This is a genomic window from Streptomyces sp. NPDC093984, from assembly GCF_044764595.1.
Classification (GTDB): domain Bacteria; phylum Actinomycetota; class Actinomycetes; order Streptomycetales; family Streptomycetaceae; genus Streptomyces; species Streptomyces cynarae.
Genome location: NZ_JBIWIM010000007.1, coordinates 472,596 through 484,218, shown reverse-complemented (window position 1 = coordinate 484,218; position 11,623 = coordinate 472,596). Strand labels below are relative to the sequence as shown.

The 11,623-nt window shown below is 72.1% G+C and carries 11 protein-coding genes; 9 read left to right on the top strand and 2 right to left on the bottom strand.

The features are described 5' to 3' along the window. Positions 1-184: 184 nt before the first annotated feature. The 3 genes from ACIRC0_RS26675 to ACIRC0_RS26665 all read left to right on the top strand — a co-directional run bounded on the left by ACIRC0_RS26675 (position 185) and on the right by ACIRC0_RS26665 (position 4,789). The gene (locus ACIRC0_RS26675; RefSeq protein WP_403620273.1) at positions 185-1,570 is read left to right on the top strand and encodes a maltokinase; all 1,386 of its coding nucleotides are present in this window, start codon (positions 185-187) and stop codon (positions 1,568-1,570) included. Then, positions 1,567-3,786, top strand: coding sequence for a 1,4-alpha-glucan branching enzyme (gene glgB / locus ACIRC0_RS26670; protein WP_403620271.1), 2,220 nt, complete (start codon positions 1,567-1,569; stop codon positions 3,784-3,786). The genes ACIRC0_RS26675 and glgB overlap by 4 nt, the downstream gene beginning before the upstream one ends. Positions 3,787-3,979: 193 nt before the next feature. Beyond that, positions 3,980-4,789: a SigB/SigF/SigG family RNA polymerase sigma factor gene (locus tag ACIRC0_RS26665; protein WP_403620268.1), complete on the top strand. Its 810-nt coding sequence runs from the start codon at positions 3,980-3,982 to the stop codon at positions 4,787-4,789. A 229-nt stretch (positions 4,790-5,018) separates the two neighbouring features. On the opposite strand, the gene ACIRC0_RS26660 is transcribed toward ACIRC0_RS26665, so the two are convergent. Then, entirely contained in the window at positions 5,019-5,372 is a 354-nt protein-coding gene (locus ACIRC0_RS26660; RefSeq protein ID WP_403620265.1) for an ANTAR domain-containing protein, read from the bottom strand. 139 nt (positions 5,373-5,511) lie between these two features. On the opposite strand from ACIRC0_RS26660, the gene ACIRC0_RS26655 reads away from it, so the two are divergent. The 6 genes from ACIRC0_RS26655 to ACIRC0_RS26630 all read left to right on the top strand — a co-directional run bounded on the left by ACIRC0_RS26655 (position 5,512) and on the right by ACIRC0_RS26630 (position 10,432). Beyond that, complete coding sequence (locus ACIRC0_RS26655; protein WP_403620262.1) at positions 5,512-6,177, top strand: UdgX family uracil-DNA binding protein; 666 nt, start codon at positions 5,512-5,514, stop codon at positions 6,175-6,177. Between the two features lie 85 nt (positions 6,178-6,262). Then, positions 6,263-6,472 (top strand): hypothetical protein, encoded by a 210-nt coding sequence (locus ACIRC0_RS26650; protein WP_403620259.1) that lies wholly within the window; start codon positions 6,263-6,265, stop codon positions 6,470-6,472. 29 nt (positions 6,473-6,501) lie between these two features. Continuing rightward, the gene (locus tag ACIRC0_RS26645; RefSeq protein WP_403620256.1) at positions 6,502-7,962 is read left to right on the top strand and encodes an aminotransferase class I/II-fold pyridoxal phosphate-dependent enzyme; all 1,461 of its coding nucleotides are present in this window, start codon (positions 6,502-6,504) and stop codon (positions 7,960-7,962) included. 189 nt (positions 7,963-8,151) lie between these two features. Further along, positions 8,152-8,832 carry an ABC transporter permease gene (locus tag ACIRC0_RS26640; protein ID WP_403620253.1) on the top strand — a complete coding sequence of 227 codons (681 nt, stop codon included), beginning with the start codon at positions 8,152-8,154 and terminating at the stop codon, positions 8,830-8,832. Further along, on the top strand, positions 8,829-9,500 hold the full coding sequence (locus tag ACIRC0_RS26635) for an ABC transporter permease (RefSeq protein WP_403620250.1): 672 nt from the start codon (positions 8,829-8,831) through the stop codon (positions 9,498-9,500). Before ACIRC0_RS26640 ends, ACIRC0_RS26635 begins: the two co-directional genes overlap by 4 nt. Further along, positions 9,497-10,432 (top strand): ABC transporter substrate-binding protein, encoded by a 936-nt coding sequence (locus tag ACIRC0_RS26630; protein WP_403620247.1) that lies wholly within the window; start codon positions 9,497-9,499, stop codon positions 10,430-10,432. Before ACIRC0_RS26635 ends, ACIRC0_RS26630 begins: the two co-directional genes overlap by 4 nt. 65 nt (positions 10,433-10,497) lie before the next feature. Here the strand turns inward: ACIRC0_RS26630 and ACIRC0_RS26625 are convergent, their stop codons facing one another. Then, positions 10,498-11,607, bottom strand: coding sequence for an ABC transporter ATP-binding protein (locus tag ACIRC0_RS26625; protein WP_403620244.1), 1,110 nt, complete (start codon positions 11,605-11,607; stop codon positions 10,498-10,500). Positions 11,608-11,623 lie beyond the last annotated feature (16 nt).

Here is an 11,623-nt window from a genome sequence, read left to right as displayed (position 1 = left end):
AACTGATCGGCGGGGTCCGCTTCCCCGCCATCGGAGAACTGCCCTACCTGCTCACCCTCGCAGGCCACGGCTTCTACTGGTTCCGCATCCGCAAGAACGTCCCCCAGGCCACCAAGGTCAACGTGTTCGTGACCAGTTGAATCAGGGCCGCCGACGTCGGCCGGCACGGAAAGGACGCGAGGCCATGCCGAAGACCCAGACCGCAACGCTCAGCCAGGACGGCATCGGCCCCGCCTCGCTGCTGCCCTCGCTCTCCGGTCTGCTGCGGGAGTGGTTGCCGCGCCAGCGCTGGTTCGCCGGCAAGGGACGTCCCGTCACGGACCTGACCCTGCTGTCGGTGAGCGAACTGCACCCCGGCTGCCTGCACGTCCTGGTCCGCGCGGACTGCATCGGGCGCTCGCCGACCGCCGCGCCGGGGCACGACTGCTACCAACTGCTCCTCGGCACCGGGGAGTCCCTGTCCCCACGGGTCTCCCCGGCGGTCCTCGGACGGGCGAGCGAGGGACCTCTCGCGGGGCTGCTGGTGTACGACGCCCTCCAGGACCCGCGTTCGGCGTCCCTGCTCCTGGAACGGCTGCGCACGCCGGGCACCGCGGGCGCCCTCCGCTTCGAACGCGACAGACGGGTGACCATACCCACCGGGCTCGCGCCCCGCCTCCTCGAAGCCGAGCAGTCCAACTCCTCGCTGGTGTACGGCGACGCCTACATCCTGAAGGTCTTCCGCCGGGTGCGGCCCGGGATCAACCCCGACCTGGAGGTGCCCTGGGCCCTGGTCCGGCAGGGCTGCACCTGCGTCCCCGCGCCGGTGGCCTGGTTCCGCACCTCCAGCCCCTGGGCCGCGACGCTCGGCGTGCTCCAGCCCTTCCTGCACGGTGCCGCCGACGGATGGACGCAGGCGCTCGCCGCCCTCGCGGCCGGGCGGGAGTTCACCGAGGAGGCGTACGAACTGGGGCGGGCCACGGCCGAGGTGCATCTGGCCCTCGCCGCCGCGTTCCCCGCCGAACCCCAGGGCCCGCCCGACACCGGACCCCTCACCGCCGGCATGGTCGAGCGGCTGCGGGACGCCACCCACGCCGTGCCGGAACTGCTGCCGTACGCCCACGGGCTGCGCTCCGCCTTCACCGAACTGGCCGCGCTCGACACGCCCCGGCCCGCCCAGCGCATCCACGGCGACCTGCACCTCGGCCAGGTGCTGCGGGCCGAACGCCGGTGGCACGTGATCGACTTCGAGGGCGAACCGGCCCGCCCGCTTCCCGAACGGCGCCGCCCGCAGTCCCCGGTCCGCGACGTCGCGGGCATGCTCCGCTCCTTCGACTACGCCGCCCATGCCCGCCGGCCGTGGCAGCCCGAGTGGGCGCTGCGCTGCCGCGAGGCGTACTGCGCGGGCTACGCCGCCGAGGCGGGCTGGGACCCGCGCGCGGAACCGGCGCTGCTGCGCGCCTACGAGACGGACCGCGCCGTGTACGAGGTCCTGTACGAGGCCCGCCACCGGCCCGACTGGCTGCCGGTGCCCATGGCGGCGATCGCACGCCTCGCCCGACGCCCCGGCGACAGGAGGCCCACGCCGTGACCACGCACACCCCGCCCCCGCCCCCGCTCGCCTCGCCGTACCTGGGCACCCCGGCACCCGCCCCCGTGCCCACCGGCGACCGGGAGCGGCTGCTGGCCGGAACGCACCACGACCCGCACTCCGTGCTCGGTGCGCACCCGGTGCCGGACGGGATGGTCTTCCGCGCGCTGCGACCGTGCGCGCTCTCGGTCACCGTCGTCATCGGCGACGCCTGGGCCGAACTGCACGACGACGGCGACGGCTTCTTCTCGGCCCTGCTGCCGGTGCGGGACGTACCGGACCACCGGCTGCTCGTGGCGTACGCGGACACCGTCCAGGAGACCGACGACCCCTACCGTTTCCTGCCCACGCTCGGCGATCTCGACCTCCACCTGATCGGTGAGGGACGCCATGAGGAGCTGTGGAAGGCACTCGGCGCCCACCCCATGACCCACCAGGGCGTGACCGGCACCCGCTTCACGGTGTGGGCGCCGAACGCCCGAGGGGTCCGGCTGTGCGGGGACTTCTGCCACTGGGACGGCCGCGCGTACCCCATGCGCTCGCTCGGTGCCTGCGGGGTGTGGGAGCTGTTCGTGCCCGGTCTCGGCCCCGGGACGCGCTACAAGTTCGACATCGCGCGCCCCGACGGCAGCCACACCGTACGCGCGGACCCCATGGCCCGCCGCACGGAAGTGCCGCCGGCGACCGCCTCGATCGTGACCGAGTCGGCGTACGAGTGGCACGACGACGCATGGATGGCGCACCGCGCGGACACGCCCGTGCATCGGGCGCCGTTCTCGGTGTACGAGGTGCACCTGCCGTCCTGGCGGCCGGGGCTGACGTACCGGCAACTGGCCGAGCAACTCCCCGCCTACGTCAAGGAGCTGGGCTTCACCCATGTCGAGTTGATGCCGATCGCCGAGCATCCCTTCGGCGGGTCCTGGGGCTACCAGGTCACCGGCTTCTACGCGCCCACCGCCCGCCTGGGCACCCCCGACGACTTCAAGTACCTCGTCGACGCCCTCCACCAGGCCGGCATCGGCGTCCTGATGGACTGGGTACCCGCCCACTTCCCACGCGACGACTGGGCGCTGGCCGAGTTCGACGGACGCCCGCTCTACGAGCACCAGGACCCGCTGCGCGCGGCCCACCCCGACTGGGGGACCCTGGAGTTCGACTACGGGCGACGCGAGGTGCGCAACTTCCTGGTCGCCAACGCCGTGTACTGGTGCGAGGAGTTCCACATCGACGGCCTGCGCGTGGACGCCGTCGCCTCCATGCTCTACCTCGACTACTCCCGCGAGCCCGGCCAGTGGACCCCGAACGAGCACGGCGGCCGGGAGAACCTGGACGCGGTCGCGTTCCTGCAGGAGATGAACGCCACCGTCTACCGCCGCAACCCCGGCGTGGTGACCATCGCGGAGGAGTCCACCGCCTGGGACGGCGTCACCAGACCCACCGACCAGGGGGGCCTCGGCTTCGGCCTGAAGTGGAACATGGGCTGGATGCACGACTCCCTCGTCTATGTGTCCAAGGACCCGATCCACCGCAGGTACCACCACAACGAGATGACGTTCTCGATGGTGTACGCCTACAGCGAGAACTACGTGCTGCCGATCTCGCACGACGAGGTGGTGCACGGGAAGCAGGCCCTGGTGTCCAAGATGCCGGGGGACTGGTGGCAGCGGCGCGCCAACCACCGCGCCTACCTGGGCTTCATGTGGGCGCACCCGGGCAAGCAACTCCTCTTCATGGGGCAGGAGTTCGCCCAGGGCGGCGAGTGGTCACAGGCCCACGGCCTCGACTGGTGGCTGCTGGATCCGGAGTACGGGGCGGAACCCGACCACCGGGGCGTGCGGGACCTGGTCCGCGACCTCAACACGATCTACCGCCGCACCCCGGCCCTGTGGCAGCGCGACACCGACCCGTCAGGGTTCCGCTGGGTCGTCCCGGACGCCGCCGACGACAACGTGTTCGCGTTCCTGCGCCACGACGCGGACGGCAGACCCCTGCTGGCCGTGTCGAACTTCTCGCCGGTCGTCCGCCACGACTACCGCCTGGGCGTCCCGGACGACGTCCCCGCCTGGCAGGAGGTGCTGAACACGGACGCGGCGGCCTACGGCGGCAGCGACGTCCGCAACCCGGACCCCCTCGCCCCCGAACAGGGTCCCGGACACGGCATCCGTCTGACCCTTCCGCCCCTGGCCACCGTATGGCTGCTTCCCGCAGTCGGGTGAGCGCCGACCGTCACTCTGTCCGAGAAATTGTTTGCCGTCCAGAAAGTCGGGAATGGGCTGATTAGTGCTTCGGACAGGAGGCACGTCCGTGGGAGCTGGCTCACCAGCCCCGGGTGTGTTCCCCGTGCTGCTCCGTGAGTGCGCCCTCCCATGGTGACTGTCCAATCAGCCCCTCGAGGGAGTTGAAAAGCACATGCGCATCACGGTCAAGGCCAAGCAACACCCGCACGACGACGCCCCTGACACCACCGACGCCTTCGCACAGCTTCGCGGGCTGCCCAAAGGCCCCGAGCGGCAGGCGCTGCGCGACGAGATCGTCCGGTCGTGGCTGCCGATGGCCGAGCGCATCGCCCGGCGCTACAGAGGCAGGGGCGAGTCCGTCGAGGATCTGTGCCAGGTGGCCGCTCTCGGCCTGGTCAAGGCGGTCGACCGCTATGAGCCGGCGCGCGGCTACGCGTTCGAGAGCTATGCCATTCCCACCATCACCGGCGAGATCAAGCGGCACTTCCGGGACCACATGTGGGTCCTGCACGTACCGCGGCGTGTCCAGGACCTGCGCAACCGGGTGCGGGCGGCCGTCAAGGAGATCGGACAGGAGACCCCGGGGCACGGCCCGACCGTCGCCGAGATCGCCGAGCACGCGCACCTCAGCGAGGACGATGTGCGGGTGGGACTGGAAGCCATGGACAGCTTCACCGCGCTCTCCCTGGACGCGGAGGTCGCCGGCAGCGACGACGGCTACGCGCTCGGCGACGCCCTCGGCGACTCCGACGCCGGCTACGACCTGATCGTCGACCGGGAGGCCGTCAAGCCGTGTCTGCGCTCCCTGCCCGAGCGCGAGCGCACCATCCTCTATCTGCGCTACTTCCGGGGGATGACCCAGAGCCGCATCGCGAGCCAGCTCGGCATCTCCCAGATGCACGTCTCTCGTCTGCTCAGCGGATGCTGTGCGCGTGTGCGTGAGGAGGCCCTTTCCGACAGCGCCCTTTCCGACAGCGCCTGATGCCCGGCCCGGCCGATCCGCCCTGCCATTCCGCTCTGCCGATCCGCCCTGCCGGTCCGCCGCGGCACCGGTTCGCATCGCATTCGGCCGCCCGAGCCGCTTGTCGACCGGACGGCCGTTTGCGGTGGGCTCACTGCCGAACCCTCCCGGGAACGGTTGGCCAGTGCGCCGACACCTTCCGGACTATCCGCGAGAGGGTGTTTGAAACACGACGCCGGCACACGCGGCGTCAGTGCTGCGGCGGACCCTCCGGCAACTGCGTGGGGCCGTAGCGGTCGAGCGTGTCCTCCAGAAGGACGCGCAGGTCGTCCGGCAGGTCCCCGTCGCGGCCCCAGATCAGTATCATCTCCGCGACGTTGCGCAGTTTGATGTTCGCGTGCTGCGAGACCTCCCGCAGCACCTCCCATCCCTGGCCGGGCGTCACATGGCCGAGGGCGACGAGCATGCCGATGGCCTGGTCCACCGTCGCGTGCGAGGTGACGGCCTCCTTCAGCTGGGAGATCTCCTCCTCCAGCTGGAAGATCCGTTCCGCTTGGGAGGTGGTGTCCGGCTCGTCCTCTCCCGGACGGGCTTTCGAGGTCATCGTCCCCTCCGGGGTTCTGTGGTCTTCGCCGGTGTCGGGCTTCCTCCATCGTCCCCACCGCGCCAGGGGTGTGCGAGCCGGGAGAAGGGGTACTGCGGGGACCGGGTCAGGACCGTGGGCCGGGGAGGTGAAGAACGTCATGAGCCGTTCCGAGGACGCCCGGGCGAGCGCGTACGACGCGACCCCGTTCCTGCCGGACGGTGGTGACCTCGCCGCATACCGGCGTGCCGCCGCCGACTGCCACGGCTGCCCCCTGTACGAGAACGCCACCCAGACCGTGTTCGGCCGGGGGGACACCTCGGCGCGGGTCGTGCTGGTCGGCGAGCAGCCGGGCGACCAGGAGGACCGGCAGGGCGAACCCTTCGTGGGCCCGGCCGGACGCCTGCTGGACAAGGCGCTGACCGAGGCCGGCATCGACCGCGGCACCGCGTACGTCACCAACGCGGTCAAGCACTTCAAGTTCACCGTCGTCCCCGAACGCGGCAAGCGGCGCATCCACAAGGCGCCCAGCCTCCGGGAGATGAGCGCCTGCAAGCCCTGGTTGCGCGCCGAACTGGACCTGATCCGGCCCGACGTCGTGGTTGCCCTGGGCGCGACCGCCGCCAAGTCCCTGCTGGGCGGCTCCTTCCGGGTGAGCAAGGACCGCGGGAGCCTGCTCCCGCTGCCCGGCTCCGAGGACGAGCGGTACGTCGTCGCGACGGTGCATCCCTCCGCGATCCTGCGCGCCGACGACCGGGAGGCGGCGTACGCCGGGCTCGTGTCCGACCTGAAGGTGGCGGCGCGGGCGCTGAACGGACGGGCCTGAGCTGAAGGCGGCGGTGCCGGCGCCGAACGCGTGAGCTGCGGCTCCGGCCCGCCTGATCCGGCGATCCGCGGGTACCCGGCCCGCCATGAGCACGATCCTTTCGCGCCTGCCGTGGCGCAAGAAGCCGACCCGTACCGCCACCGAGGAGGTTCTGGAGGAGGTGAAGGAGCAGGGCCACGAGGACGACACCGACACCGGCGGGGGCGCCGGAGGCGGCGCGGGTGACCCGATCACCCCGAGCCTCCGGGCCAACCGGAAGACCGCCGAGGGACGCCCCTCCGACCGAGAGCCGTGATCGACCGCTCGACGAAGGAGGGAACACCCGTGGACCAGAACCGAGTGCCGATTCTCGAAGCCGTGCGCAGCTACCACGAGCGCGGGGAGCTCGCCTTCACCCCGCCCGGGCACAAACAGGCCCGCGGCGCCGACCCGGAGGCCAGAGAGCTGCTGAGCGACGTCTTCCGCTCCGATGTGCTCGCCTCCGGCGGTCTCGACGACCGCCGCATGACCGGTGACGTCCTCGTGCGGGCCGAGGAGCTGATGGCGGACGCCGTCCATGCCGAGCACACCTTCTTCACCACCTGCGGCAGCTCGCTGTCCGTGAAGGCCGCGATGCTCGCCGTGGCGGGCCCGCACGAGCAGCTCGTCGTGGGCCGCGACGCCCACAAGTCGGTGGTCTCCGGACTGATCCTGGCCGGCATCGAGCCCGTCTGGGTCGACCCCCAGTGGGACGAGCGGCAGCGCTTCGCGCACGCACCCTCACCGGAGGCCTTCGCCGAGGCCCTCGACCGCCATCCCGAGGCGCGCGGCGCGCTGGTCACCAGCCCGACCCCGTACGGCGGCTGCGCGGACCTGGCCGCGATCGCCGAGATCTGCCACGCGCGCGGAGTGCCGCTCATCGTCGACGAGGCGTGGGGCGCGCACCTGCCCTTCCATCCGGACCTGCCGTCCTGGGCGATGGACGCCGGCGCGGACGTCTGCGTGACCAGCATCCACAAGATGGGCAGCGGTTTCGAACAGGGCTCCGTCTTCCATCTGCAGGGGTCTTTGATCGATCCCACGACCCTGAAGTCACGTGCGGACCTGTTGGGCACCACCAGCCCCTCCGTCCTCATCTTCGCCGGACTGGACGCCTGGCGCCGCCAGATGGCCCTGCGCGGCAAGGACCTGCTGGACGACGCGCTGCACCTGGCCGAGCAGGTCCGGGCCGCCGTCGAGGAGATCCCGGGCCTGGAGGTCCTCGGGCGCGACGACCTGGTGGGCCCGGGCCTGTCCGCGGACTACGACCCGCTGCCCGTCACCATCGACGTCAGCAGCCTCGGCACGAGCGGTTACCGCGCCGCCGACTGGCTGCGCGCCGAACACCACATCGACATGCACCTCTCCGACCACCGCCGCATCAGCGCCCAGCTCACCTTCGCCGACTCGCCCGACACCACCCGGCCCCTGCTGCAGGCCCTGCGCGACCTCGCCGGGCACGCCGATGAGCTCGCGGCCGGTCTGCCGCACCCGGAGGTGCCGACGGGATCCGAGATGCGGCTCGAACAGGTGCGCCTGCCGCGTGACGCGTACTTCGGGCCCAAGGAGTCCGTGCCCCTGGAGCAGGCGGCAGGCCGGATCTGCGCCGAGATGATCACACCCTATCCGCCGGGCATCCCGGCCGTCCTGCCGGGCGAACGCCTCACCGAGCCGGTGCTGCGCTATCTGCGTACGGGCCTGGAGTCGGGCATGAACCTCCCCGACGCCGACGACCCCCAGCTGCACACCATCAGCGTGAGCCGCTGAGCCGTCCCCCACGCGCACGAGGGGCGGCCCCGCCTCGGGGCCGCCCCTCGGGCCGCAGGCGCCTCACGCGGGCCACGGCCCCCCGCCCCGCGCGAACGACGCCTCCGTCGCCACCGCGGTGCGGACGGCGACACCCCGACGGGCCACCACAACGAGCGCGGCCCCTCGCCCGCCCGGTCCCATGGACGTATGACCACGCCCCCGGACGACTGCCTCGCCCGCAACGAGTGGATCTGCGGCGCCTACCTGCGCACCCGCCGCCACATCCTCCTCGACGCGGTGCTCCAGCATCTGCAGCTGGTCACGGCCTCGGTCGTCATCGGCCTGCTCGTCGCGGTCCCGCTCGCGGTCCTGGCGCGCCGCCTGCGCCGGGCCGCCGCACCCGTCCTCGGCGTCACCACGGTCCTCTACACGATTCCGTCGCTGGCCGTGTTCTCGCTGCTCCTGCCCCTGTACGGGCTGTCGGCGACCCTGGTCGTCACCGGGCTCGCCCTGTACTCGCTCACCCTGCTCGTCCGGAACATCCTCGCCGGGCTGCGTGCCGTCCCCGAGGAGACCCGGCAGGCCGCCCTCGGCATGGGCTACGGGCCGGTCCGGCTGCTGCTCACCGTGGAACTCCCGCTCGCCCTGCCCGCCGCCATGGCCGGCCTGCGCATCGCCACCGTCTCCGCGGTGTCCCTGGTCACCGTCGGGGCGATCGTCGGCTTCGGCGGTCTCGGCAACCTCATCTACGCGGGCATGAACACCTACTTCAAGGCACAGGTGCTGACCGCGTCCGTGCTGTGCGTGCTGATCGCGGTGGCCGCCGACGTGCTGCTGCTCGCTGTGCAACGGCTCGCCACCCCCTGGGCGAGGGCGAGAAGCCGATGAGGACCCTCGGCGACACCTGGAACTGGCTCACCGACCCGGCGCACTGGGCGGGCGACGACGGCATCGGGCACCGGCTGCAACAGCACCTCGTCCTGACCGCCGTCTGTCTCCTCATCAGCTGCCTGATCGCACTGCCCGTCGCCCTCGTCCTGGGTCACCTCGGCAAGGGCGGCGCACTCGCCGTCAACCTCTCCAACGTCGGCCGCGCAGTCCCCACCTTCGCCGTGCTGGTGCTCCTGCTGCTCACCCCGATCGGCGCTTGGGGCGACGGCCCCACCGTCGTCGCTCTCGTCCTGTTCGCCGTGCCGCCGCTGCTGACCAACGCGTACGTCGGCGTGCGGGAGGTCGACCACGACGTGGTGCGAGCGGCGCGGGGGATGGGCATGACCGGCCGGCAGCTGCTCCTTCGCGTGGAACTGCCCCTGTCGCTCCCCATGGTGCTGGGCGGGGTGCGCATCGCCGCCGTCCAGCTCGTCGCCACCGCCACGATCGCCGCGCTGGCCGGCGGCGGCGGACTCGGCCGCATCATCACCGCGGGCTTCAACCTGGCCAGTACGCCCCAGGTCGTCGCCGGGGCGGTCCTGGTGGCCGCGTTCGCCCTGGTGGTCGAGGGGATCTTCGAGGCCGCCGAGCGGCTGGCGCCGCGCCGGGGCAGGGACCGGCGATGAGACGGTACGCGGCGCTCGCGTCCGTCCTGCTGGTCGCCGGCTGTATGACGGGCCCCTCCCTGGAGACCCGGAGCCGGGTCACCGCGCCGCCCGGCGACAGCGGGCACCTGACCGTCGGCTCGGCCGGCTTCACCGAGAGCGACCTGCTCGCCCACATGTACGCCCTGCTGCTGAACCGGGCCGGCTACACGACCTCCCTCATCACCGTCGCCAACCGGGAACTGTACGAACCCGCCCTGGAGTCCGGGCAGATCGACGTGATCCCGGAGTACGCGGCCACCTTCGCGGACTGGCTCCAGGCAAGGACCCACGGCGCCGGGGCCGCGCCCGTCGGCTCGCCGGACCTCGCCGCCACCATGAGCGCGCTGCGGAGGCTGACCGCGCCCCGCGGGCTGACGGTGCTCGACTCGGGCCGCGCGGTCGACCGGAACGCCTTCGCGGTGACCCGCGCCTACGCCCGCGACCACCACCTGAGGACCCTGAGCGACCTCGGCCGCTCCGGCCTGAAGGTGCGGCTCGCGGCCGGGGAGGAATGCGTGCGCCGGCCGTACTGCGCACCGGGGTTGAGGAAGACCTACGGCATCGACATCACCGGTGTCGACCCCAAGGGTGTCGGCACCACGCAGGCCAAGCGGGCCGTCCGGGACGGGCGGGACCAGATGGTGCTGACCACCACGACGGACGCCACCCTCGACGCGTTCGGGCTCGTCCTGCTCGCCGACGACAGACACCTGCAGAACGCGGACTACGTCGTCCCGGTCGTCAACCGCGCCCGGGCGGGCGGAGTCCGTGTCACCAAGGCCCTGGGCGCTCTCAACTCGGTCCTGACGACAGAAGACCTGGCGTCCCTGAACCAGCGGGTGGACAGCTGGCGGCGACTGCCGCAGGACGTGGCCCGCGCCTACCTCGAGGACAAGGGGCTCCTGAAGTGACGCCGCGTCTCCACCTCAACCACACAACCTGGAACACGAGGACATGGCGATGATGGCCGACTTCGTCACGGAGTGAAAGCGTCCGCCGAGCGGCGCAGCGTCTCGTGCAGTCCGGCCGGGGTGAGGACACCGAGGAAGCGCGCCCCGTCCAGGACCGCCACCCACCCGGCGTCGTGCCGGAGCATCACCTCGAACGCCTGCTTGAGCGAAGCGCCCACCGGAACCCAGCAGTCCATCCGGTGAGCGTGGTCGCGGACGAGGCCGCCGCCGGCCAGCTCCTCGGTGCCGACCCAGCCGTGCAGATCGCCCTCCGCGTCGAGGACGACCGCCCGGAGCGCGCCCTCGGCGCGCAACCGGGCCTCGGCCCGCCGGGCGGGCTCGTCGAGGCGGGTGACCGGCGGCTGTTCGAGGCCGCCCGGCTGGACCTCCGTCACCGACAGACGCTTCAGCCCACGGTCCGCGCCCACGAACCCGGCGACATACGGCGTGGCCGGCCTGCCCAGCACCGCCCCCGGCGTGTCGAACTGCTCGACGCGCCCCTGCCCGTACACCGCGATCCGGTCGCCCAGCCGCACCGCTTCCTCGATGTCGTGCGTGACCAGCAGCACCGTCTTGCGCACCTCCGCCTGCATCCGCAGGAACTCGTCCTGCAACTGCTCCCGCACCACCGGGTCGACCGCCCCGAACGGCTCGTCCATCAGCAGCACGGGCGGATCCGCGGCGAGCGCCCGCGCCACCCCCACCCGCTGTCGCTGACCGCCCGACAACTGGTCGGGGTAGCGCGGCCCGTACGTCCTCGGGTCCAGGCCCACCAGCTCCAGCAGCTCGGCGGCCCGCGCCCGCGCCTTCGCCCTCTTCCAGCCCAGCAGCAGGGGCACGGTCGCCGTGTTGTCGAGCACGGTGCGGTGCGGGAACAGCCCCACCTGCTGGATGACGTAGCCGATCCGGCGCCGCAATCGCACCGGATCGACGCCCGCGACGTCGTCACCGCCCACGAGGACCCGCCCCGAGGTCGGTTCCACCAGCCGGTTGACCAGCATCACCGTGGTCGTCTTGCCGCAGCCGGACGGCCCGACGAGCGTGACCAGTTCACCCTCGGCGACCTCGAACGACAGGTCGCGCACGGCGGTCGTGCCGTCCGGATACCGCTTGGTGACCTGCTCGAACCGGATCATTCCCTCACGCTAACCG

Coding starts and splice junctions, on each gene's coding strand:
- ACIRC0_RS26625 (WP_403620244.1), bottom strand. CDS start 11,607: ATGATCCGGTTCGAGCAGGTCACCAAGCGGTATCCGGACGGCACGACC.
- ACIRC0_RS26675 (WP_403620273.1), top strand. CDS start 185: ATGCCGAAGACCCAGACCGCAACGCTCAGCCAGGACGGCATCGGCCCC.
- ACIRC0_RS26630 (WP_403620247.1), top strand. CDS start 9,497: ATGAGACGGTACGCGGCGCTCGCGTCCGTCCTGCTGGTCGCCGGCTGT.
- ACIRC0_RS26640 (WP_403620253.1), top strand. CDS start 8,152: ATGACCACGCCCCCGGACGACTGCCTCGCCCGCAACGAGTGGATCTGC.
- ACIRC0_RS26665 (WP_403620268.1), top strand. CDS start 3,980: ATGCGCATCACGGTCAAGGCCAAGCAACACCCGCACGACGACGCCCCT.
- ACIRC0_RS26650 (WP_403620259.1), top strand. CDS start 6,263: ATGAGCACGATCCTTTCGCGCCTGCCGTGGCGCAAGAAGCCGACCCGT.
- ACIRC0_RS26635 (WP_403620250.1), top strand. CDS start 8,829: ATGAGGACCCTCGGCGACACCTGGAACTGGCTCACCGACCCGGCGCAC.
- ACIRC0_RS26660 (WP_403620265.1), bottom strand. CDS start 5,372: ATGACCTCGAAAGCCCGTCCGGGAGAGGACGAGCCGGACACCACCTCC.
- ACIRC0_RS26655 (WP_403620262.1), top strand. CDS start 5,512: ATGAGCCGTTCCGAGGACGCCCGGGCGAGCGCGTACGACGCGACCCCG.